The following is a 25,588-nucleotide window of genomic DNA, read 5'->3' as shown; positions in this document are numbered from 1 at the left end:
TAAGTTCCCAACAATTTTTGTCCTTCAATATGCCTACTGAACACGACTACAACTTTGACGAATTCATTCCTGTTAACCAGGTGCTCAACTCAAAGCCTCAGCTCGGTCCTATTCCAGGAGAACAGGTAATTCCGTGGGTTGTGATTGCTATCATTTCCTACGTTCTTTGCCAGGGCGTTTTCGGACTTGGTTGGCTACCCACGCTGCTTGTTGTTGTCTGGGGTTGTGCCAGTTGGTGGGTGTTAACTGGAAATGAGGGTTGGCGGTTCTTGAGCAAGTTTCATGGGGTTCCAACCTGGAAGCAAGGCGGACCCGTTCAATATGAAAGCTTGCTTGATCAGCCGTCTTCCTTACGCAAAGATAAACGCGCTGCAACTTGTTCCAGCAAGAACAGTAAGAAGAGGAAGACTCAGGCGCAACGGAGGATATCGAGATGAAGCCCAAATTAGGTAAGCAGCGGGTGGCGGTAATTGAACGAAACAAGAAGCAAACAGTTACGCAAACTGCGTTTGAAGATTTCAACCATCTGGAAGGATTTGCCCAAATTAATCTGAAGGGGCGGAGTGTGGGATCTGCGCTGCTTCAAAAAGGCAAAAATCGATTTTGCTTTGTGTTTGGCTTCAAGGCAACTGGGATCCACGACACGCTCAAGCCAGACCAAGTTCAACCTACCTTAAGGGGGTTTGAATCTGCTTTGAAGGAATTGCCCAATGGTGAACGGTTGACTGTTCACCTTAGCTCTTTTACCTCTGATAGCGATCGCCAAGTAGAGTTAGATCGTTTATTGAGTAAAGCACCTTCAGCCGAGCTACGCTTGCTATTAATGAGTGAGAAAGCGAGGGCACAGGAATTAAAAAAATCCGGCACTCGCAAACCCAAGTCCCTCTATCTTTACGCCACCTACACCATCGAACCCAACCAGAAGGTGACAAACGACGCTGACTGGATTGAAAAAGCTTTAGCAAAAGGGGTTGAGGTTTGGGAGTTATTCAAAGGCAACGGCGATCGCGTTGTGCAAGAACGATTTGAAACAATGCTCCAGCGTGCTTTTAGTGAAGGCTACTTGCGCTGGGAGCATTTGCTCAATATCAAAATGGGGTTGGACATTAAGCCCATGAGTGTCCAGGACATTTGGACACAAGTGTGGCATCGATTTAACTGGAGTCCTGCCCCTCCAGTTCCACAGCATATTGTGATGTCTGAGCGGGGCATCCAAGAAATCGTTCAAAACGATGTTCACGCTGTCAGTGCTCTCATACAAGGGGAGTATGGGTACTCCAACGTCCCGCAAGCAGATCGACGCTGGCTTAAGGTGAAAGGAAAGTATGTTGGCGCTTTGACCTTTAATGCTAAACCGGGTGGCTTCAACAATATGAGCGTGCAATTGCGCTACCTCTGGGATGTCCTCTGCCGTCCGCATGTCGTTGATACTGAAATTTTCTGTCAGATCACCAGTCGCAACTCTACACTGGTGAAAACCAATGTGCAGCGCATTCTTAAACAAAGTAATGTGGCAGCACAATTGGCAGAACAAAGCCGCAGTATTGACGTAGCGGCGCAGGTCAAAGTCCGGCGATCAGTACAGGCACAGGAAAAGCTCTATGAAGGGGCTGTTCCAGTCAATATTGCGACCGTCTTTCTAGTTCACCGAAACAATCTGGATCAATTGGATGAGGCATGTGCTGCTTTATCTGATTGCTTCCTGTTGCCTGCCAAAGTGATTCGTGAAACTGAAATTGCATGGCGCGTTTGGCTGCAAACACTGCCGATCTCCTGGGAAAGATTGTTAAGTGCGCCATTCAAACGGCAGCTCACATACCTGACCAGTGAAGCACCCGGTCTGATTCCTCTGACCTTGACTCATCCAGGTGACTCTAAAGGCTTTGAACTGATTGCTGATGATGGGGGCACTCCCGTCCGAATTGACTTCATTGAGGAACATCGGAATATTGCCGTGTTTGGCACGACCCGCTCCGGGAAATCAGTTCTGGTATCGGGGGCAATGTCACAGTTTCTCGCTGAAGGCTACCCGATCGTCTGTCTGGACTATCCCAAACCAGATGGCACCTCAACCTTCACTGACTATGCTGAATTTCTTAAACCCAGAGCTGCGTATTTCGACATTGGACGTGAGTCCAACAATCTATTTGAGATGCCAGATCTACGGCATTTGAACTTAGACGAAGAGAAGCTACGTGAACGGTTTGAGGAATATCGCTCCTTCCTGGAGGGAGCACTGGTCACGATGGTCTTGCCAACCACTCAGCAAGATCCCCTGTTGGAGAATACGGTACGGGCACTGATCGGTCGAGCATTGGGCAACTTCTTCAAAGACCCCGACATTCGCAAGCGATATGACGAGGCTCAAGAAAATGGATTTGGCTCAGTGGCTTGGAATGATACTCCAACCCTGGCTGATTTCATGCAGTTCTGCTCTCTAGAAAAATTAGGAGTAGAAGATGAAATTGGCGTTGTTCGGAGTGCTCATTCGCAGATTCAGCTTCAACTAGAATACTGGCTAGGTTCTCGTGTGGGACGCGCAATCAGCCGACCTTCGTCATTTCCAACCGATGCTCAACTGCTGGTTTTTGCACTGCGAAATATCTCCAATGAAAATGAAGCTGCTGTACTCTCGTTGAGTGCCTATTCAGCCGCACTTAGACGAGCGTTGGAAAGTCCAAAGTCAATCTTTTTTATTGACGAGTCTCCGATTCTGTTTGCGTTTTCAACGATCGCTCGCTTAATTGGACGATTGTGTGCCAACGGTGCTAAGGCTGGGATTCGCACATTTCTATCTGCACAAGATCCTGGCACAATCGTCAACTCTGTTGCTGGGTCGCAAATTATGGAAAACATGAATACGCGACTTGTGGGACGGATTCAACCGATCGCCGTCGAATCATTCGTTAAAAACCTCTCCTACGAACGCTCAATTATTGCTCGAAATGCAGGAGAGTTCTTCTTTCCAAAACGCTCAGAACTTTACTCCAACTGGTTATTAGACATTAATGGCACTTATACCTACTGTCGTTATTATCCCAGCCCAATACAAATTGCGGCAGTTGCTAACAATCCGGATGAGCAGCTTGCTCGAACCCGTGTCTTAGCCCAATATCCCAGTGATCATCTGCTGGGAATGGCAAAGTTTGCCGAGCAGTATGTAAAAGCGATTCGTTCTGGTTCTAGCCTCAATGAGATTGGGGCATCTCCGACACCGACTCATTCTCATTCAAGGAATATCCTCTCCCATGCTGCCTGAATCTTCTTTACAAACTACAAACTCAACTTTGAAGACGGTACAACCGCCTGTCCAACCAAAACGTGCTACGCAATCTCAGTTCAAACTATGGGCTTGGACATTAATGCTGATTATTACAGGAATAGGAATTGTTCCGATTGCCAAAGCCGCTCCCTTAGATGAACTGACAGGCACATTACAGCAAACAGTCACAGATGTCACTCAGAAGGCACTTAACCCGATCGGGCAGATCCAACAACAGATTGGCGATACCGTTGGCGGACTGACTCGCCCACTCGAAAATCTGGGGAATTTTGGAAACATATTTGGTGGAGGCAACCCAATCGGAAACCTCTTAAATCCATTCACTCAGCAGATCTCACAATACTTCCAGGTATTCAACGATTTCATTAACCGCAGCATGTCCAATATTTTTGGCGATGTGTTGGGTGGCATTTTTGGTAATGGTACAAATTCTGCTAACGGCACTGGAGACAACGGAGACAGCCGTCCTACAGGAGCATTGGGACTTCCTGACTTTGAAGCCGTGCATCAACAGATTGAGCAACAGACAGTCGATGGTGGCGCGAATGGGGCAGCGAACGCTCAAATGCAGAAAGTAGACCAGTTTAACCTCAACCCCTTAGTGCTGGCGCAATCCGTCAAGTCTGAAACGGATCGAACAATGAACCGAGGAATGGCATCTAGTGTGGTTGGCAAAGCAGGTCAAAACGCAATGGTGCAGGAATTACAGGGTGCGGGACAAACGCTCCAAACCATTCAGAGCAAAGCTCAAGAAGCCCAGGGAAAAGATGTTACGCAAGATGTGATGAAAGACCTGGTGACATTACAAGCGGGACAATCTGCTCTGCAAGGAGGGGCTTACACCAACCTGATGCTCCTGCGTCAACAAACGGCGGCAAACAGTCTTGTGATGTCTAACATCTCCGATGCGGTTGACGAAACAAATCGAATGCAGCATTCAGAAAAAATTGCCGGAGCCGTTAGCTTGATTCAGGCTTCTGGAAATGTTTACCTGCCTGGAGTTACAGGTAATCAAACAAATGATAATCCATAGTTAGACAAAAGCTGCTCAATGCCATACGGTAGTCAGATCGCCTGACTACCGTAAAAATATCGATTGATAAGAGACCTTGACTCATGCTGAATCTTCTCTCTTCTTCCTTGCTTGGCGCACTTGGTGCTGGAGACATTCTTCAACGCGGCATTGACACCACGCAAGGGATTGCCCAAGCCTGGAATAATCACTGGCTCAACATTTTTCAAAGTCAGCTATATGCCACGATCGTTGGAATGGCTGGGCTATTTGCGGCAGGTTCGCTAGTCTTTTTCATGCTGCAATTCATTCGCCGTATGGTTCATGAAGAAGACTATCACTCAGCCTTACAAAGCCTGCTTATCCCGCTTATCATCGTTGTTCTGCTAGCAAACAATGGCAACCTGCTAGGAAAGATTACCTTTAGTTTGCGAGGAGTCATCCACAATGTTTCAGAGCAGGTCTTATCAACCACGCTCCTGGAGGTCAAACTCCAGGATGCGATTCAAGCCTCTGTGGATAAAGGGGCGGTGTCAAGCCAGATTGGGGCGTTGCTGAGTCAATGTCAGGGGATGGTTGGGGAGCGGCAGGTTGAGTGTATGAAAAACGCTAACCAGCAAGCCCAGCAAGTGATTCAGGATTATCAGTCGAAGCATCCTGTTGGAAACGCTTTCGCAGATTTGGGTAATTTGCTGTCTCAAACTCCAAACCTGCGTGCTGCTCAAGGTGCTGGTGAAGCTTTTGAAGGTGGTCTTGATCAAGGTCTCTTATTTGGTGGAGCGAGCTATGCGGCTGGTTTTCTAGGTGCTATCTCTCAATCTCTCGTTCAAGTTGTGCTATTAGCATTTCAATGGGCGTTCGCCAATATCCTCGAAATTGCCATGCTGCTCACTGGATTGATGGGACCGATCGCGGTAGCAGGCGCGTTCTTATATGACGGCAAATCAATGTGGGCGTGGTTAACCGGGTTCTTTTCCCTGGGAATGGCGCAGGTTTGCTACAACATCATCGTGGGAGTCGCGGCGGTGGTAGTCGTCAATGCCGAAGTGACAGACACAATGGGCTTTCTGGTGATTATTGCGCTGCTTGCACCCGCGCTGGCTCTGGCATTAGCAGCTGGCGGTGGAATGACTGTTTTCCATGTGATTAACAGTGGCGCAGTTGGAATGCTGTCAACCGTTGCTGCCAATGTCCCTGGACTCAAGAATTTCCGTGGCATTCTCGCTCGGTAGTCCATCACCCACCCATTTGAGGCTTAGGTCATCATGCAGTTAATGAGTAAGAAACGACGGTTTGATTCGTCAGATATTCTCCCGATGTTCGCGCTTGGCACGTTGGGACTTCAAATTTTGATTTTGTTTCTAACTCTTGCTATCGCGACTGGAACCTGGGCAGTGGCTCGAAAACCGTCTCCTTCAATGGTGCAACTTGACAATGGGCGATCGATTGCGATGGAACCAGTCGATCACTTTTCTCGAACGCCAGTCACTGTCCACCACTTTGTCAAAAACGGGTTAGGACTGCTATTCACCTGGAATGCAAAGCTTGCTTCTAAAGATGGGGCAGGAGCGACAGGTCAAGCCAACCGAGGATCGTTAAGTGATCCAGGAGTTCAGGTGGGCAGAGGTCGAATTACAACCGGAACCTGGCAAGCCTCGTTCATGTTAGCTGAGGATTTTCGCAATCCGTTTCTGCAAGAGGTTGCCAAAATGACCCCGAACGGCGTGTTCAGCAATGCGGCTCAAAGTGTCTTGAGCTTTGAATCGGTTTCTGATCCAAAGCCAGTCAAACCGGGAATATGGCAGGTCGATGTGGTTGCCAACCTACTGATTTTCGACGGTGCAAATCCGCAAGGGCGTGTCATTCCATTCAATAAATCTGTCTTTGTGCAAGCCGTTGAACCGACCAGTGACCCTCTACCAGAAAACTCCACTCTAATTCAACAAGCCGTCTATCAAGCGCAGCAAAGTGGATTACGCATTACCGAAATGCGTGATCTGGAGATTCAGCAGCTTACCCGTTAGACCTCGCTACCAACCTCGCAACGATTAGACCTCGATATCATGCATCCCTCCTCCCAATCCTCCAATTCTCAACAATCCCCATCCTCAGAGTGGGATGATCTTGCGGCGATGACAGGCTTTGTCTCAGAACCCCCTCCCGGCAAGCCTACTCCACCTTCAACGGCAACAGTTGTTCTTGAACGAGAGTCTGCTACTGATCAGCCAGAATTTCTAGAGGAACCCATTGACCCAGAAGTATTCGATCTAGAGGCTTCAGAGGAAGAGTTTCTGCTTGACCCCGAAGATCTGGAAGGGGAAGAGGCGTATTCCACCGCTAAAACAAAAACTCCAATCTGGAGTGATCCATTTGCCAAAGCTGGACTTGTCTCAGTTCTGATGGCAGGTGCGGTTGGCACGGTGGGTTTGTTCCTTTTGAGTGTGAATAGCTGGGATGACAAAGCTGCCCCGAAACCGCCTCCGCCATCCCCTGAGCCGACACCGACCGCTGATCCATCAGCACAGGAAATCGGCAGACTCAAGACTGAAACCGCTCTAAGAACCCAAACGCAAACGATCGCGCAAACCAAACAGAATACTACTCAACGTCTTCCCAGCAGACCAAACACCCAGAAAAGTCCGCTCAAGACGGCTTCGTCGAAGCCGACATCTTCCACATCGGTTCGTACTCCCGCCCCTGTCGCAGTCGCTCCACCTGTTCGCAGTTATGCCTCCGTTGTCAGCCCACCCCCGATTGCACGTTCTGCACCTTTGACAGGTAAGCCGCTTAACTCAGTTCCAGAAAGCAAAGAGCCGAACCAGGCATGGCAAGATGCAGTAACGGTTGGTAGCTTTGGTCAGGGGAACGATGGGGAAGAGGATGTCTCTACTGCTGAACCGGCTATGGACTCGCCTGTTTCACCCTCTTCCCTGGGCACTCCTCCCTCTACACCATCAGCAGTGACAGCCGATTATTCCTCTGCCGTGCCCTCATCTTCGACTGCGGTTGTAGCACAATCTAAGTCTTTGAACAGCGGCGATACTCGCCACCAGGAATTTGGTAGTCCGCAGCGGTACGACGCTGATGTGAATGCGATCCTGACGGGTGAGCCAAGTCAGGTATCCCAATTGATGCCTGGATCTACGGCAGTCGCCACGCTCAACACCCCGATTGTGTGGGCAGAAGATATCCAGCAAAAGCAGCCGCAGCAATTCACAGTTCAACTCAATGAACCCTTGCTTGGATCAGATGGCTCAGTCGCGCTTCCGGCTGGGACAGAGTTGGTTGCTCAAGTGGAGGCGGTGTCTGATAGCGGTATGGTTCAACTTTCTGTTTCCTCCGTTGTTATCCCTTCTACCGCAGGCTCTCAAATCGTTCAGGCACCACCAGGCTCTCTGACGATCACGGGCGAGGGTGGCAATCCAGTCATGGCGGACAACATCAACAGAGAGAGGGGCAGATTCGGTAAAGACCTGATGGTGGCGCTCACGGGTGCATTGGGTCAGACTGGCAAACTGTTAAATCGCCCTCAAAGCGAGAGTGTAACCTCAACTCCCTCTCTGTCGTCATCCAACATCACGAACGGTAAGACCGACATTGGCGGTGCATTGCTTGAAGGGGCATTTGGGGCAGTGCAGAAGCAACTGACCGATCGCAATCAACAGTCAGCAGAGAGCAACCGCAATCGAGCAAAAGTTTGGCGGGTTCCTGCCGGAAAGCAACTTCAAGTACAAACCAATTCCATATTTGAGGTGACGCGATGAAAAAGCATCTGCTTTCTTTAACAATGATTCCGCTGTTCGTCGGTATTGTGTTCAGTTCTATCACTCCGGCGATCGCTGCACCACGCGTGCGGCAGGTGTCCCAATCTCAGGCACAAGGGCTAAAGGGTAATGGCACATCCGTAACCGTTTGGCAGGGATCTGGCACCAATATCGATTTCACCCGAATGGGTGAGACGATTTTAAGAGCGTGGCTCGACGACCCCAGCAAGATCGTAGTTGATTTTGATGGTTCGTTAGGAAAGCGTTCTGGAGCCAGTATTGTCCACTTAAAGCGTGTGACAGGAATTCAGTTCCCCAACATTCCTCGAACAGAATCGACCCTGTTGACGATCATTACTCAATCGCAATACGGCAGAAAAACGTACTTATTTCAGGTTGGTTACGGTTCTGGCAAGCCCCAATATGCCTCCATTGCGGTCACACCCGATCATCAAAACCTGGCTGATGGGGGTGGAGTGGTTGTGGCTGGCAATCGTACCGCCAACTGGAACGATGTTGAACGCGGACTGCAACGGGCACTGAGCCAGCGGTTAATTTCCTCATCTAGCCCGGTTGCAAAGCGTGTACGGGCGTTCTTGGCTCAAGTCCGAAACGGGATGCCAATGCAGCAGGCTGCTGGGCGATCGCAACTATCACTAGCCGTTGTGTCCAAATTGGCTGAAATGGGTTACTCAACAACTACTCCTGCGACACTCCCAAATCCCTCATCCCCTACTCCCTCTGTTTTTCCCTCGTCTGCAACCCCTGCGTCAAGTTCGCAGTCAACTTCAACTCCTGGAGGTGTGTAACACTATGTCCTCTCGTCGTATTATTCCTATTGTTCTTGCTGCTGTCTGCTGGGGGTTTACATCACTTCCGACAAAAGCCGCCAGTATTCCGACCGTTACGGTTCAACAAGGCGAACGATTCGCCATTGCCCCAAACTGGGATGCCCTGACGTTTACTAAATTACCCAGGCTTCAAACATCGGGAGCGGTTAAATTTCGATCTTGGCGAACAGGTCAACCGTTGGATCAAGTCCTCACCCTGAGCGACTTTGAACACAGCTTCCGCCTGCAAGACTTGAACTTATTTACGATTGCGGTTGGTACTCAAGTTTCACCGGAAGCAGTCAAATTGAGCCAGTTCAAGCTGTTTGAGCGTCAAACGTTAGCCGATTTAGCTGGGGCAATTCCAGAGTTGGGTACTCAATCGATCGCTAAGGTGCCGTTACTCAAAGATCGGCTCAGTGTCGTCTTTCCACGTCCCACCCTGGCTCGCACACTCAATGAAATCATTACCAGTGATCCCCAACTAGGAACCGTTAACTTTATCAACTTTGATTTATCGCGCTATACGCTCAAAGATGTTCCAGGATTGTTGTCTGTACCATTGCAACGATTTCAGTTCTGGCAGACTGCTCGAATTAGCGATGTTCCTGGGCTAAAAGAATTGCCCTGGAGCTTCTTTCCGGTTCCGCCTCAATCCAGTGGCTCTGTTGGCATCATGAAGTTGACTGGCAAGTTGGGGGTTAACAGTCTATCGGGCAGTGATATTGCTGGGTACAGAGTGCCTTGTAACACCATTACCTGCTCTGGAATTCAGTTATCTGGCGATCAAGCCATTCATCGAAAAGTTTGGCTGACAGGTCGGCAACTGGTTCAAGGTGGACAGGGGGAAGGTGCTCAGTTGAGTAATGGGCTTGAACCAACTGGGCGTAATATCTTCAGCAATGCTTTTAAGGTCGTGTTAACAGAAGCGAGTCAGCAAAGCATCAAGACAGCTTTATATTTTCGTGCTTGTCAACTGTCCTCATCAATCGAACCCAATTGTTCCCCATTCGTGATTGGACCTGTTCCTTTCATCAGCTATCGCCCTGGTGATGGCATTGTCGTAGGTGACATTGAGAATGACACCGAAATGGCTGAGGTGAAACAGGTACACGGCTTTGCCGTTACCGCAAGGGTCGCCCAACCACTTAAACGCGAAACGCCACAAGAACCTGTTCCAATCATTGAGCCGGACGACCCACGCGAAACGCTCCAAGAAAAGCTACTAGCACTTACAGAAGGCTTACGGCAGTGGCTTAAAACGGTATTCCCTGATCTCACCGCTTGAGGTTGAAATGCAACCCTCTCCCTTGATGCAATCCCAAACAATCGCCTTCCGTGCCAGTGAGCCAAATACGTTTGTCCAGAGTGGCTCTCAGTATGGGGGTGGAATCCTCCAGTCCCTTAAAGGGGGTAATGGTCTCATGCTGCTGATTGTGGCGATTGGCTGGATTTCCCTCGCCTGGTTAGGGAAAGGTCGGAAGAATGGCAACAAGATCGCCACCGGCTACCTGGCTGGCGATCGCGAAAAACGAACCGCTCGTAAACGTGCTCTAGACCAACTGGAAAAGCGTAAGCACAATGCGGTGACGCTTTATGCCGGACTGTTTAAGCGCAATGACAAAGGTAAACCTGTTGCTGGGAAGAAAACACTTTGGATTCCGGACGCAAACCGGGGGATTGCCGTGTGTGGTGGACCTGGATCAGGGAAAACCTTCTCACTGATTAATCCGGCGATTCGCTCTGCGATTAAAGAAGGCATCCCCTTGTGTATTTACGATTTCAAATATCCAGAGCAGGCAGAATTGCTCGTGCCGTTTGCGGCAAAGCATGGGTACGATGTCAAAGTGTTTGCTCCAGGCTTTGAAGAATCTGAAGTTTGTAACCCCTTAGACTTCCTCCACAGCCCTGATGATGCGTTAATGGCGCGGCAAATTGCGACGGTGATGAACCGTAACTTTGCGCTCTCTGCCAACGCTTCGGAAGACAAATTTTTCGCCGATGCCGGAGACCAGCTGACCCAGGCGATGCTGATGCTGGCAAAGGGTTTACCAACGCCCGACATTCTGACTGCATCCACCATTCTGAGCCTGTCGAAACTGCCAGAACGAATTCAAGCGGCGTGGGAACGGAGTGAATCCGGTCAGGGGCATCCCATTAGCCAGTGGGTTTATCTGGCGTTCTCGCAGCTTCTACAACTGGCCGGCAGTGAAAAAACAGTATCAGGGGTCGTTGGAACAGCAAGCAAAGTCTTTAGCCGTTTCCTTAGCCCGGAACTGGTGGGTGCGTTTTGTGGACCCACCACACTGCCATTAGACCTGGAAGGCAAACGCATGATTGTGTTAGGTCTCGATCGCCAGCGCCGGGATGCGGTTGCTCCACTGGTTGCCACTATTTTGCACATGCTGGTGGCTCGCAATGCCCGCAGTGGTCGGAAAGATCCGTTTCTGGTAGCCGTTGACGAGCTGCCCACCGTCTACCTGCCAACCCTGACTCAGTGGCTCAACGAGAATCGTTCTCTTGGGCAAGTCACCCTGATTGGCTATCAGAACTTGAACCAATTAGAGAAAGCCTACTCGCGTGAGATCAGCCGCGCCATTCTGGGTGGTTGTGCCACAAAAGCCATTTTCAATCCACAAGAGAGCGAAAGTGCTCGGATGTTTAGCGACTATATCGGCGAAGAAGAACTCACCACGCGCCAAAAAAGCCGCAGTACAGGCAAAGGTGGGGGCAGTACCAGTACGGGAGAGCACTTGCATAAACGCGCCATTGTCGAGTCTGCACAATTCAACAAGTTTGTTGCCGGAAAATGTGTGTTCATTAATCCCGCCTATGGCACCAGGGATGAAGGCTCGATTCCAATGATCACGAGAATCACGTTACCCAAAGAGGATATTAAGGCGGATGAATGGAGCCGCAGTAAATGGGAAAAAGTGCGACAACGATTAATCGAACGGTCTCAACAAGAGTTCTTTTCTGAGGAACATAGCCGAGAACAAATTGCGAAACGAATGGCGATCGCCCAAGAGTATTTCCCAGCACCAGAAGAGAAACCTGCTAAAGGAGGAACCCGTTCTCAAGAAGACGGAAAAGTCAAAGTCACGTTTTAGGGAGACCTTAATTTATGGCTACAGCACCGATTGAAGAAACGGATACACAAACTCAGCCGATCGCTGAACTGAAAGTGTTTGGCAAAGGCAAGGGTGCAATGGTTTTTGAAGATGTCGCTCTAGCAGCGGCTGAAATTTTAGGGGTACAACCCGAATTGACCCGGAATGAAGATCCCATGCTCAAAATTGATGCCGCACAGTTTGAAACGGTGCAGGCAGGATTAGAGGAGCGTGGCTATCAAGTCTCTTTCGTTGAAGAGAAGACCGCTAATATCACGTTGCATGGACACAGTGCCACCATCTACGGACAAGCTGCAAAGGATGTGGCTCAGGAGTTTAATTTGCCATTAGGACAAACTAGCAAACAAACTCCCAAAGTAAAACTGGATCGAGATGATGTTAATTCTATTGCGGAGTGGCTGAAATCTCAAGGCTACAAAGTGGAATCTCAAGAGCTTGAAAGTAACTTGAAGCCCAAAGTGGTTTTCCGAGAGGCACCAGATGGCGAAACCTACCATGTCTATGATGGCTCTGCCAAAAACCTGGCGAAAGCTCTGGAACGTGAACCAGACGAAACTCCGGGTGGGAGACCCATGCTCACTTTTGATCGCGCAGCATACCGACAGATCAAGCAGGAATTTGGTGAGAGCTTAGACATTGCTACCAAGGATCTGAAACTGGAAGCGACGATCGCAACCTACGACGGCAATAACGGCAAAGGGGCAGTGATTACGGGTGCTGTGGCTCAAGAAGTTGCCGGGGTATTAGGTCTAGAAACAGGCTATACCAAGCCCTCTGCTACAACGGGTACGGCAATGCCTAAACTCAACCTGACTGAATCGCAAATCAAGCCCGCCAAAGAAGCGTTGGAATCGCAAGGGTATAAGGTTTCTTTTAAGGAACTAGAGGCGAGCAATGTTGCCAATGTCAGTTTATATCCAGATGGAGGAGCCGTTCTATTTGGTAAGCCTGCGGAGATTGTTTCTGAAAAAATGGGTGCTTCAATGGAGCAGACAGCAAAGCAAACTCCGATGCTAAAACTGTCTCAATCCAATGTGAATGATGCGATCGCGATTCTCAAAAGCGAGGGTTACGAAATCAATACAACAAATCGGCAGTCTGCAAGTCAGCCTGCGGATCAAGCAGAATCCTCCAGCCGCCCACGCCGCGTTGTCAAAGAAGTCACACTTGCCCCAGAGAACCAGACGAATGTCGGAGACTTGATGACCTATTTCCAGGCAGCAGGGGTGGACAAAGCAGATGATAGAGCCACTGGACTATCGCTTGAATATGCTGAAGGGAAGCTAACGGCAATCACCTCTGAAGGTCACACATTGACCGTTGAAGGAGACTCAGTACGAACGAATTTTAACAGTGCTGACTTCAAGGAATTGGCAGATTTTTCACAGAAGACAAATCAGGCTTTAGCAGTAGAAAGCGAGTTTGACTACGATTTTGAAGTTGATGATTAGTAGTCATCGCAATCATGCTTGATGGAGGGACACGATGGTATTTACAGTCAGTGAAGCAAGTGCCGAGAAAATCGAACGGGATATTTCTGAACTTTATCGAGCACTTGCCCGAATACTCAATCAGGACATTCCTGAAATTCCTAAGCCACAACCTGTGTTACCTTCCATTGAAATGCAGGCGGAGTTGGAAGAGGAGTCATTTATTGATGGAGAAGTACTCCCCGAATTGAACGTGTTGATGGGCCCTGAGCAGGCACAGCTGATCGGTAGGGAACCTGATTTGCTGCGTGGAGTTGACCCAATCGCCATAGAAGGGAACGATCCACCTTTATTGCAAGCCTCAGAAGCAGCAGAGGTTCGACTTCAAATTGGCAACACATTAATTGCTCGTCCGCTCCTCGCCATCCCTGAAGCGTTGGAAGCAGCGCCTCCAGAAAAGATTGCAGCTTTGCGTGCAGCAGTTGAGCGTCCGGTGTTACCTCAACAGGCATCTGTTGTAGAGGTGGTAGATGGTGAAATTTTAGATGTCGAAGTCAATGGTGTGCAGCAATTTCATCAAACTGAACAAGGAGTGATTGCAGCGAATTCACTGTATCCAGTTCTAGTGGAGCAGAATGCAGTTGCGGTCGCCAATGGGCAGCGACAGATTCAACTCCAACAGCTTCAAGACCTCGCTAATCATCTGCTGGAGTCTTACGCTGCACCATCGGACAGTGGCTCTCGAATGATGAGCCTTGAGATTGATGAGGAGCGCAACCCAATTTATGGAACATCCCCTCACCTTATGCTTGGCTCGTCAGATGAAGGGGTATGGATACTCAAGCTTCCAGATGAGAATAATCCTGATCTCCAAAACGAAGAAGTGGTGATTGCCGCCAAACTGTCTGGTCAACTTAAAGAAGACCTGTTGGGGCAACCAGAATTCAAGCCCCTTTTGACAAATCAAGCTTATGGCGTTCTGCAACGCGAACTAGGGCGGCAGGTAGAGGCTCAATTTGCTGTTCAAGCCCGGTTAGTGGATGCAGCTAATGTCTTTGCTCAACCTGACGCAGAAGTAACTGTCCGAACTGCTTACTACAATCTGCAAATTAGTTCGGATGCTGAGGATGTTACCGAAATCGGTTGCATTTCTTCTGAAAACCAGGAGGTTCTTAAGCCTGTTCTGACCCGCCAAACCGATGGCAGTTATGTCTCTTTAGCTGAAGATTTAGAACCGATCGCCTACGGGCTAGAACAACAAGCGGCTGCAATATTACAGGTTGAGCAGTTTGGGCAGTGGAATGCTCAACAAACGATGTCGGTAGAGCAATACTACCGCGCCATGCCCAATCAACTGCTGGAGCAAGCCTCTGAAGATATCTGCGGAATCAGGATGCCTCTGGCTTCTGTTGGAGCAGGACTGGATCGAGAAACACTCATCGCAACCATTTTTGACCATCAAGGGGCTGAGTTAAAAGAGCGTAGTCTGGTTGCGGCTCAAGCGATCGCGGATTACCTTGACCCACAAGCCCAGCAAGACTTGCTAAAGATTTATTCGGGTGCTGTGCGCTATGAGCTGTACCGTCCCTATCAAGGCTCAACAGAATTGGAAGGTATCTGTGCTTACGTCAAAGATACAGCACAGCCATTTATTTCGATTGCAGGTGTAGAAGATGGTCCAACACTCCCAACTCAACTAGAAGGGTTAAGCAATCTGGCAGCAGACCTGGGGCAGATTGCAGTCGAACCTCAAATGGTCTTGCGACCCATTGGGGAAGTCGAAACGGTTACAGGAAAAGAGCTTGGAGACTTAGAATATCTACATGGAGCAGTGGTGGCAGAGTCCCCCGTTGTGTTAGTGCAGGTAGATGACCAGGGACGACCAATCGTCACCGCTTCTGTTGTGGCGCATGTGGAAGCCACTGAAGACGAAGTGAAGACGGACGTTAAAGACCGCGAAATGGACTTGGCTCTCCCCTTAATCGAGCCATCCAGTGTCGTTTGGGAGAATCTAACGGCGATCGCCGACTACCTGGACTCCAATCCAGATGTTGCGATCGCCCAAGAAAGTAGCAGCGGTTTAACTGCGAGTTTTGATGCAAATAATTTGTTGAAGTTGCAAACGCCGGAGGGACGAATGCTGATTGTTGGTTTGGCAAGCGAGGTGCAAACTGACTTTACTGAATCAGACTTTCAAGCCGTTGCAACCTTAACTCAAAAGACCACTCTGGCAATGGCTGCTGATGTTGATGTTGATGAGCAGTTTGACTATGAAATGGAGTGTGAATAATGCATAATCCGTTGATTCCTGCGAGTTGGCAACAGCCGTGGCAGGACTTTTACGACACCTTTAAGGCGGCAACTACGGAAACGAAATTAACCCCTCTTGAGGTTGAGAGAACGACTGGTGACAGTGGCAACAACTCTCACCTGCATCAGGCTCTTGGTCAACTGCGTCCTGCAATTCTAGTTCCTGCTTCTTGGGGCTTATCTTCAGAAGCGCTTGTGGCTTTAAGCGAGAATCCGGGCTGGATTGAACGACTGATTGAAGAAAACCGTAAGCCGCCACTGCCACCCAAATACACCCCCCAGGTGATCGAGATCTGGTTTGATGAGATCTTATTTATCCGCTGGATAAACGGGCTAATCGGTTATCTGCGTTCATGCCCTAAAACGTATCAGCCTCCTTTGATGGAAATCTACTTTGATGAGCAGCTTGCTCTGGCATTAGTACAGGGAGAGGTTGTTGTAAATCGAGCTACTGCGATGGTTCGTGTGGACGAGGTTCTCGGACGTTTAGCTGCATAAGTTTGCGAGGGATTTTACGATGTCAACTTCTTCAGTTAACCAACTTATTGATGCGATTGCTGAAAGGTCAGGTGTTGATCCAGAGGCGATGGATCTCAAGATTCGATTTGGTAAAAATGGGCGCACAATTTTCGGTCAGATGGCATCCGGTGAACAACGCGATGAACTAACCGAAGACCGGATTGATTTAATTTCAGCAGTTATCAAAGAGGCACCCAGTCAGGGGGGTGAACTCAACGATTACGCCCAGAAAAATCCGCAACTAGAAATTCGCTCTGGGGACAACATCTTATTTCGTCAAGAACGAGATGGGGTTGTTTCTACGAATGCGCTTTGGCAACCAGAGACAGAGGTTGGCCTGGATAATTCCTGGAGTACTCAGATTGCGGGAATAGCGGCAATCGTTTCTGAGCCTGAAGGCTTGTCTATCACCACTCCACAAGAGGCGGCGCAAGCCATTATTTCTATGGCTGATGAGTTGATGAATCCGTTGGGTGATCCATCCTTAACAGAACCTGTTGTGATGGTTGGCGACTATGCATTGGTGGCGCAAGGTAACAATCTTGCTGTGATGCTGAATGAATCGCCTGTTGCTTATCGTATGGGAACCGAAGCGATCGCAGTAGCAGGAACTTCTCCAGCGATCGCGCAAGCGTTTTCTCAATGGGTAGCTGAGCCACCTCTTAGCCTGACAATCGCCACGGAGTTTTACCACGATTCTGCTCAAGAACCCCATTTTGCCCAGGTGCTGACGATTGACTTACCTCCTGCATTGGTGGTTGCATCGCAGCAAATCGCCCAGCTCCCAGAATCTGACAGCAAAGCTTTTTTCCAATCCGTTGTTGAAGACTTGGCTGCTCATTCGCAGAGGGCAGTACAGGCGGTGAAGGATGGATTGGAGAGTGGAACGTTTCAGACGGTGAAGCAAACAGTTCTAGAGGGGGCGAAAAAGATTTTCAAAGCGGTTCAAGAAGAACTTGGGAGTGAGCGGGTTCAAACTCTCAAACAACAGGCTCAAAGCTCGTTACAAGCAGGAGGGACGAAAGCCTTAGAAGTAGGTGGACGCGGGCTGGAGAAGGCAGGGCAATGGCTTGCCTCTCGACCTGCTGCCATTCGGACTCACCAGGCTGCAAAAGCGGCATTAGAAGTCTTCAATCAAGGTTTTGAGCGTACCCAGGAACGGCAGTATGAACACCACGACTTCCGTGTCGCTTTTGAGGGGCAAAACACTTATCGGCTGAGTGATAGAGAAACAGGTCAAGACCTACTGCGGTTCAAAGTGGAGAGCGTTTTCTATCAGAAAGACCCCAAAATCACGGTTTTGGAGCAGCCGGACACACTCTCCCGTGAACAGAGTCAAGCTTTGTCTTTGATGCGGCAGGATGCTGAAAATGTCCGGGGGTCCGAACGGGGAGAACAACACCATGCCCAGAAGAGTGAGCAGTTTGCGATCGCGGCTAGATCTGTCGCCCAATACAACGAGACGAATCACTATCAAGACCATCATTACTCCGTTGAGATTGGCTCAAATTCGCTTGTGGTGATGGCTGTTGATGGTCGGGGTGAACTTTATCATCAGCAGGGTGATCAGATTGAATCGCGACTCGAAACACAAGATTTTGAGCGTGCCAGCAAGGTGATGCAAATGCTTCAACAGGTCGCTCAAGCCCAAGAAACGAATCGCGACTTTGAATTGAATTAAAAGGAGTCCTCTCTTGCCTAAATCAAATGGATTTCCTAGTAGCTGGTGTGATGCGTGGAGTGCCCTTGCTCTTGCTTTTAAAGATGAGAGCCACCCACACAGTGATAACACTTCTATGAATGCCCCTCTCCCAGTAGCCGACTATGACTCTGATGATGCTTCTTTAGTTCTGCGAGAAGAAGACCCGGATGTTGAGTTACGCCTAGACCAAATGTTTGAACCCAGTACAAAATTCTAAACCCTTTAACAGTTAACGGTTTGCTTCAATCATGCCTGACATTGACCGTGAAGCTCTGATCGAATCATTTCAGAGTCATTTAATTCAAGGAAAGAGCTACGCCCGGATTAATGAAGCACGGGCGCAGGCTGAGGCTGTTTTGGGAACAGCCATTCCATCCGGGAGTCCCCTCACAAAAGTTGTGGATGAGGCAATGGAAGCGGCGGTTGTGCGATCGGCACGGGAAATGATTGGGCAATCTCAAACCATCCATGAAGCGTTTGATCGATTGGTTGATTTGCTAGAGCGTCAACCAACGTTAGGGGTTCGTTCTTCCACATCCGTCCGCCAGCAGGCTTACAGTACTCCAATCGCGATCGCATTTCTGGCAACCTCTCTAGCAGGTATCACGGCAGAGACAACCGTGTACGAGCCAACAGCGGGACATGCGGCACTCCTGCTCACGACAAATCCCCAACGGGCAGTCGTTAATGAGTTGAATCCAGACCGGGTAACTGACCTGAGATTGCAGGGGTATACCGTCACTGAACATGACGCGGCTATTTACTTACCTGCTGAACAGGTGGATGTGATGTTAGCCAACCCTCCATTTGGGTCGGTGAAGGAGAATGGGCGGACAAAAGAATGGTTGGTGTGGGGCGGACCTGCAACTCCGCAGTATGTCACAACCCAGATTGACCAGACGATTGCCCTTAAGGCACTTCAGGCAATGAAAGATGATGGACGCTCTGTTCTCATCCTCAGCGCGCCAATGGGGAATAAAACTGGAAATCAAGCTGATGCTATCGCCAGCTATAACTCGCGGCAAAATGCTCCTTTCTACAAAAGCCTGTACGACAACTACAACGTCACCCAGCATTTCTGTATTGCAGGAAGCCTCTACTCTAAACAGGGAACAACCTTCCCGATCGACGTGATTGTAATTGAGGGTAGGGGCAAATCTGCCCGACCTTACCCTGCTGCTGAATTACCCACTGTTTACCGTTCCTTCTCTGATCTCAAGGAGTTGCTACCCGATGGCGATTTATCTCCCGTCCACCTCGAAATTCTGGACTCCACCGACCGAGGACTCGCTGATTCTGCAATTGACAGCAGTGCTCATACCGCAGAAAGTGACCGAAATCCAGAGCTACAACCAATACCTGGAACTCCTGAGCGATCGTCTGGACTGGCTGATTCGCGAGACGTTGGAACAGAAGAATTTGAGCGAGCAGAAGCTATATCAGCAGATCCTCAATACGCTCAGTCAGGGCGAGATGTACCAATTGGTGATGCCAGAAATGGACGAATCGACGTTGGTATGGGCAGAAGCTCTGACGACGAGCAATACGGAACTCCAGGAGGCGATGCTGTTCTTGCGTCCCTCGGACTGGAGGGAAGGAGTGACACTATTCGACTTTCCGGTTCAACCGACGACCGGGAATGGACTGGAAATGATTCAAACCTTGATTCAAGAGACATCGCTGGAGGAGTGGTTGAACCGGATGATCACCGTTTGCCGCAACCTGTAGCCGCTACTACCACTTCATTGGAAACAGCCATCATGGATAACGACATCAAGCAAGTTCCCTACCAACCGCAGAGTCAAGCACCCTATGCTGGAACATTGGTGCCGACGAATCTGCAAACTGCCGTCAAGGACTCGCTGATCCGCTTGGAGCAGAAAGTGGGTTCAATTGACACCTTTGTTGATTACAAGGTGAATCTGGGCACAACTCGGATTCAGCCCTTTGCCGAACAAATCGACAGTGTTGCTCTGGCGATCGACAACCTAGAGCAGGGTGAAGCCTTTATTCTGGGAGATCAGACCGGAATTGGTAAAGGTCTGCAACTGGCGGAAATTGCCAAGGCTCAACTCAGTGGCACCTTGAATCTGCCATCTTCTCAGGATGTCAATACGTTGGTGTTCGTCACCTATGACGCAAAGCTCTACACGGACTTCCTGCGTGACCTGAATGATGTGGGCATCGAAACGATTAAGCCCCTGGTGACGAACTCTGACTTTACGTTGAACCTGCCAGATGGCACCAAGAGCAAAACAGGGGGAAGTAAAGAGCAGAAAGCCTTGCTAGAACGACTGGCAGTGCAGCAAGATCTCGGTGACTACAATATCGTTTTCACGACTTATTCTCAGTTGCAGACTGTTAAAGGTCAAGAAACCGCACGACGAGATTTCTTGAGATCGATTGCCCCTCAAAGCTTGTTCATTTTTGATGAAAGCCACAACGCCGGAGGGACATCAAATGATACGGCTCAGTCGGGTCCTCAAAACCGTGCCGATTTTGTGCGATCGCTGGTACAACAGGCGGGTGGAGTTGTGTTCTCCTCTGCCACCTATGCCAAAAATCCTTACACGATGACCCTGTATGCATCTCGCACGGGGATGCGCCATGCTGTTGAAGACCAGTTCAGTTTCAGCGATATTGTCCAATCCGGTGGCGTTCCACTCCAGCAAATGCTGGCGGCAAAACTGGCGGAGTCGGGTCAATACCTGCGGCGAGAACGCTCCTTTGAAGGCGTTGAATTTTCAGCCAAAGTGGTTGAGGTAGATAAAGAAATCGCCCAGAATATGGCGACGGTCATGAGTTCCATCATGGAGTTTGACCGTGCCAAGAAAGTTTCTGTTAAGCAAATAGATAAAGACCTGAAGAAAGAAGCTAAACAGGTTGTTTCAGATGGCTCAACGGGTGCGGCTGGAGCCAGCAGTACCAATTTCACCTCCATCATGCATAATGTCATTGGGCAGACGTTGTTAGCCCTGAAAGCCGAGGAGACGGTGCAGGACACGTTGGCAATTTTGCGAAATAACCAAAAACCTGTCATCACCCTCTACAACACGATGGGCAGTACGATCGGGCGTGCGGCTGAGGAACAAGACCTCAAACCTGGTGATCCAATTGATCTGAGTGCTGGAGACTTACTGCTTCGGTATCTGGAACGATCACGGGATGTGATTGAAAAAGATGCCTTTGGCGATCGCACTCGCCGCCAACTAACGGATGAAGAGTTAAATCCTCTCGCACTGCATCTGTATGAGGAGACCAAAGAACTGATTCAAGAAACCGACTGGAGCGGGATTCCGGTTTCTCCGATTGACTATATCCGCCATCGCCTGGAGCAAGAGGGCTACCGGACTGGCGAAATCACTGGGCGCGACGATCGGATTGAATATAGTTCCGATGGATTGCAAACGTATCAAACCCGCTCCAGCAAAGAACGAGGGACGACAGCCGCGATTCAAAATGTCGCTGCCTTTAATGCTGGGGAGATGGATGTCATTATTCTCAATCGCTCTGGCTCAACGGGCATCAGCCTTCATGCCTCCGAGCGATTTGCCGATCAGCGTTCCCGGCATATGCTGATTTGTCAGCCGGATTTGGACATCAATCAGTTCATGCAAACCCTAGGCCGAATTCACCGGACAGGTCAGGTAGAGCTGCCGAGTTTCAGCCTGGTTATGGGTGACATTGCGGCGGAGAAACGTCCTGCTGCGGTATTGCTCAAAAAGATGGCATCCCTCAACGCCAACACAACCGCTGCACGAGATAGCAGCTTTAGCCTGGGTGAAGTGGTAGATTTCCTGAATGAGTATGGCGATCAGGTAGCCGTTGAAGTGATGGCAAACCATCCAGACCTGCACGCCAAGTTAGGCTACCCCATCTCCGGGCTGACAGAGGACTCTGATCTGAATACGATCGACACAGAAGGGGCGATCGCCAAAGTCACTGGACGCATTCCCCTGCTACCGCTGCCCCAACAGGAACAGGTCTATGGGCTAATTGAGCGGGAATATCTGGAACTGCTGGAACGAGAACAAGCGATGGGCACCAGTTCTCTGGAGGCAGAAACCGTCGATTTACAGGCAAAAACTCTTGCTCGCATGGAAGTCATGCCTGCTAAAGAAGGTGTTGACAGCCCATTTGCTGAGCCAGCTTTCCTGGAGATTGTTGAGGCTAAATCACCCCGGAAGCCATTAACGGCGCTGGAAGTAACCAATTTGGTTCGGCAAGAACTGGGACTACCAACCGTTGAAACCTTGGAGCAACACGATGAAAGTTTGATTGATGAACGGGCACAGCAGCAGACTCAGCAAACGATTCAGAATTTGCGAGAACGCACCCAAGTTTATCGAGAGCGGACACTGGAACGGCTAACTCAATCGTTTGTCGGTGGACAGGAAAATGCTGAAAACGAAGGCAGTGAAACCGAAGCGAACGATAAGCTAACCTTCAAAATCACCCAATTAAACGATAAACTCAACCGACAAGCTCGAACCGTCGAGCAGTGGTTAGAGCAGTTTCCAGTGGGTCAGTCCGTCTGTTTGACGGGAAATCGAGATGGTGACTTTCACTATGGCGTTGTGCAAAACGTCATTGATCGCTCCAGTGAAGAAGGAAATCCAGTTGCTCCCTCGATGTGGCGACTTCAAATCCAGGTGGCAGATGCGACTCAGCAACTCATCGTTCCGTTCTCCAAAATCAATACGGAATCAATCACTGGAGTCAGCTTGAGACAAGAGGTGCTGGACTGGCGGGGCAATGAGATTATTAACAAGTTTGACGAAAAGCAGCAAGAGGTTTGCGAACAACGCCAAATTTTCACAGGCAACGTCATTCGGGCAGCGGAGCAGTTTACAGGCAAGCTGATTAACTACACCACTGAGGACGGTGAGATCCACCAGGGGATGCTGATGGCGCGGAACTTCAAGATTGAAGAGGCGCTGGAAGAACAGCCTGTCATCATGACCACACCGGAATCCTGTCAGCGATTTTTGGAGGTAACAGAGAGCAAAGGGACTCTGAAATCGGTAGACCAGAGGCTATCGGTGATGGGGCTTCGAGATGGCAATCTAGCTCTCATGACTGACGCGAGTAAGCAGAAAGGGGGAGATTACTTTCTGGATGAGGGGTTGATTGCTGTCGCTGGAGCGGAATTTACTTCTCTAGGAGAGAGAATGCGTTTGGTAGTTGAGGCTGACAAGGTTGAGGCGGTTTTGACCTATCTCTACGAGTCTCACGGCAAACTCAGGGCGTTCACCCATCAAGACAAAGCGCGGGAATTGATGGGGTTGGATCTGCCTACAATGGAAACCGTTGAACCGCCAATTCTGGGGTCGGTATCTCCGACCCCAGAATCCTCAACAGTTCCAATCCAAGCCGAACTGCCCATTGTCTCATCCGTAGAAGAGGCAAGTCCGGGTGGGGATTCTTCACCAAATGGAGATACCATTGCCTCCAGTGAAATTGCAACGGCTACGCTCTCAACGGCTTTAGGCGATCTTACTGTACGGGTGCTTGAGGCTCCTGATGATTATTTGCGGTTGGAGTTTCAGGGAGCAACGGCAAATTGGATGGAATATCCTGCTCAAACGCGAATTGATCATGTCATGCAGTCTGATGTAGCTGTCATGGCAAATGGTTTACAGGATATAGCCAACTACGCTCAGTTTGCTGTACAGCAAGTGCATCAAGGCTTTGTGCAGCACTTAGATACAGAAGTTCAGCGAATTGCCCCAGCATTGCGTCGATGGTTGCAGCAGAACGAGGTTGGTGATTCAGAAATTGCCCCTGCCTTTATAGAGCATTACCCGGAGCGCGATCGCATAGGGCTAACTCCTGAATTTATGCAATTAGCGATTCAAACAGTGGTGCAGAGTGAATTGGAGCGCTCAGACCAAACCCACTCGCAAGAGGGGCTAGGTCAATCGCCTCAATCGGAAGCCACTGTTGAAGACGCAATGGAAACCTCTCGAATTTTGCCCTCCAAGGATCAATTTGGTCGAGCAGAGAAAACCATTGCGAAATTTCTCGATCAAGCAGGACTTGCGGATGTCATCTTCAACGTACCAGAGCCAGAGCGAGACTTTCATCTCCGAATTGAGAATGAGCCATACCTCCCACTGGTCATTGAACGGCATGACAATCTTCTCTATTGCACCTACTATCGGCAAGACGATTTTGATTTGGTTCATGACGGCGAAATTGTGTTTCATCTTTCTGATACTGGGCATCTGAAACTTTGTGAAACAGCGGTTCAAAATCCTTTCACAGGCGGTGAGTCACGCGGACTGGATAAAGGCTTTGGAGCCATGTTTGCCCGAAATATTCTGGATCAAGGATTTGCAGAAGCGGCACAACAAGCGTGGGCAGCGAGGCAGACAACACAGACCATGCCAGCCGTTGAAAGAATTGAGTCAGGTATGGTGGAAGCTACTACACAAACTGTGCATGACGGTGTAGAACTTTGTGAGGGGCAACTGACTCAAAACTTTGACGTTGAAATTTCTTCAGCGCAAGCAAGAGAGACTGAATTGGGGAGGGGACAAGAGATCCTTCAAATTGCAGAACGTGCCTACGCCTATGGGGAAGCCATAGACAAACTTCAATTGGATGCGAATGATGAGTTCTGGACAGTTTTCAGTCAGAATTACGACATCAGCTACAATCCCCTGAGCGATAACTTCTTCGTGGTTGGCAAAGATGGGAGTGAGATGACGGCTCAAAGCATTGGGGGAGTTCTCGACCCCGATTGCACGGGCAACATTTTGGAGGCAGATTTGCAAGCGTTTCGGGCGACGGCGGCGGCATTGGATCAGGCAAATTATCAAACTCAGCGATCGCCTGCGGAAACAGTTGCGATCGCCCAAGCCAAACAAGAACAATCTGTCAGTCAATCAGAGCCACTTGCATCAGTTTCACCGATTGCTGCTGTTAACGCTATGCCTGATTCTGTGGCTCAACCCAATTCTCCTGCCTCAATGGTTCCGACAACCGAGCAACCGGAGCAATCTCAACGACAGGTTAGTGTTGAGGATGTCCGAAACTGGTATCGCCAAGCGCGAGATGTCGGGCGTTCAGATCGTCATTTGAGCAAAATTGAACAAATTGGCAAGGCTTTTGTGCAGGCGCAACCACTGGGCGATCGCGACCTAAAAGCAATGGATCAGGACAGATCTGCTTGGCGTGAGCAGACATTAGTGATTGCCCATCACGCCAGCACCATCCTGGAAGCTGGGGGAGAACCGGTAGAAACTAGGAAAGGAATTGGCTATATCGGCAGTACCTACACGGTTTACGCTGAACAAAATACGGTTTATGCTTTTGCGAAAGGGCGTGGAGTTCAGCCATCGGAGGCAGATCGTCAGAATCTTCCCTCAGAAATTCTAAAGTCGGGTCGGGGAATGATTTTAAAGGTAGAGCAGGGTGAACCAGATGTGAAAGCAAGCAGAGTGACAACGGCAGACGCTCACCGATTTGAAATGGTTGCCAATCGCCTGCAACGACAATCTCAACGACAAGAAAAAGACGTTGAACGACTACATGCGGTGGGGTTCGATCGATGACTTCGTGACACTCTCCCTCTTCAACACAGTACAGATAATACTTTTGCT

15 protein-coding genes are annotated in these 25,588 nt (G+C 49.5%); all 15 read left to right on the top strand.

The genetic code is table 11. The features are described from left to right. Positions 1–29: 29 nt before the first annotated feature. The 15 genes from AC1S5B_RS18890 (at position 30) to AC1S5B_RS18820 (ending at position 25,540) form a co-directional block, all read left to right on the top strand. Entirely contained in the window at positions 30–437 is a 408-nt protein-coding gene (locus AC1S5B_RS18890; RefSeq protein ID WP_482037248.1) for a hypothetical protein, read from the top strand. Next, the gene (locus AC1S5B_RS18885) at positions 434–3,259 is read left to right on the top strand and encodes a hypothetical protein (RefSeq protein ID WP_482037247.1); all 2,826 of its coding nucleotides are present in this window, start codon (positions 434–436) and stop codon (positions 3,257–3,259) included. The genes AC1S5B_RS18890 and AC1S5B_RS18885 overlap by 4 nt, the downstream gene beginning before the upstream one ends. After that, on the top strand, positions 3,249–4,316 hold the full coding sequence (locus AC1S5B_RS18880) for a hypothetical protein (protein WP_482037246.1): 1,068 nt from the start codon (positions 3,249–3,251) through the stop codon (positions 4,314–4,316). The genes AC1S5B_RS18885 and AC1S5B_RS18880 overlap by 11 nt, the downstream gene beginning before the upstream one ends. Before the next feature lie 83 nt (positions 4,317–4,399). Then, positions 4,400–5,527, top strand: coding sequence for a hypothetical protein (locus AC1S5B_RS18875; protein WP_482037245.1), 1,128 nt, complete (start codon positions 4,400–4,402; stop codon positions 5,525–5,527). Positions 5,528–5,560: 33 nt separating this feature from the next. After that, positions 5,561–6,319, top strand: a complete 759-nt coding sequence (locus tag AC1S5B_RS18870) for a hypothetical protein (protein ID WP_482037244.1) — start codon at positions 5,561–5,563, stop codon at positions 6,317–6,319. A 39-nt stretch (positions 6,320–6,358) separates the two neighbouring features. Further along, positions 6,359–8,059 (top strand): TrbI/VirB10 family protein, encoded by a 1,701-nt coding sequence (locus AC1S5B_RS18865; RefSeq protein ID WP_482037243.1) that lies wholly within the window; start codon positions 6,359–6,361, stop codon positions 8,057–8,059. Beyond that, a complete protein-coding gene (locus tag AC1S5B_RS18860; RefSeq protein ID WP_482037242.1) occupies positions 8,056–8,868 on the top strand; it encodes a hypothetical protein in 813 nt (270 codons plus the stop codon). The genes AC1S5B_RS18865 and AC1S5B_RS18860 overlap by 4 nt, the downstream gene beginning before the upstream one ends. Before the next feature lie 4 nt (positions 8,869–8,872). Continuing rightward, positions 8,873–10,177, top strand: a complete 1,305-nt coding sequence (locus AC1S5B_RS18855; protein ID WP_482037241.1) for a hypothetical protein — start codon at positions 8,873–8,875, stop codon at positions 10,175–10,177. 7 nt (positions 10,178–10,184) lie between these two features. Then, positions 10,185–11,999: a type IV secretory system conjugative DNA transfer family protein gene (locus AC1S5B_RS18850; protein WP_482037240.1), complete on the top strand. Its 1,815-nt coding sequence runs from the start codon at positions 10,185–10,187 to the stop codon at positions 11,997–11,999. A 14-nt stretch (positions 12,000–12,013) separates the two neighbouring features. Next, positions 12,014–13,471 (top strand): hypothetical protein, encoded by a 1,458-nt coding sequence (locus AC1S5B_RS18845; protein ID WP_482037239.1) that lies wholly within the window; start codon positions 12,014–12,016, stop codon positions 13,469–13,471. A gap of 34 nt (positions 13,472–13,505) precedes the next feature. Then, positions 13,506–15,740, top strand: coding sequence for a hypothetical protein (locus AC1S5B_RS18840; protein WP_482037238.1), 2,235 nt, complete (start codon positions 13,506–13,508; stop codon positions 15,738–15,740). After that, a complete protein-coding gene (locus tag AC1S5B_RS18835) occupies positions 15,740–16,258 on the top strand; it encodes a hypothetical protein (protein ID WP_482037237.1) in 519 nt (172 codons plus the stop codon). Before AC1S5B_RS18840 ends, AC1S5B_RS18835 begins: the two co-directional genes overlap by 1 nt. 19 nt (positions 16,259–16,277) lie before the next feature. Continuing rightward, positions 16,278–17,960 (top strand): hypothetical protein, encoded by a 1,683-nt coding sequence (locus AC1S5B_RS18830; RefSeq protein ID WP_482037236.1) that lies wholly within the window; start codon positions 16,278–16,280, stop codon positions 17,958–17,960. Positions 17,961–18,075: 115 nt separating this feature from the next. Then, positions 18,076–18,198, top strand: coding sequence for a hypothetical protein (locus tag AC1S5B_RS18825; RefSeq protein ID WP_482037235.1), 123 nt, complete (start codon positions 18,076–18,078; stop codon positions 18,196–18,198). A 31-nt stretch (positions 18,199–18,229) separates the two neighbouring features. After that, entirely contained in the window at positions 18,230–25,540 is a 7,311-nt protein-coding gene (locus AC1S5B_RS18820) for a strawberry notch C-terminal domain-containing protein (protein WP_482037234.1), read from the top strand. Positions 25,541–25,588 lie beyond the last annotated feature (48 nt).

Source organism: Leptolyngbya sp. CALU 1928 (genome assembly GCF_056784215.1).
The sequence above is the reverse complement of the archived record's forward strand: the minus strand, read 5'-3'. Positions and strand labels throughout refer to the sequence as shown.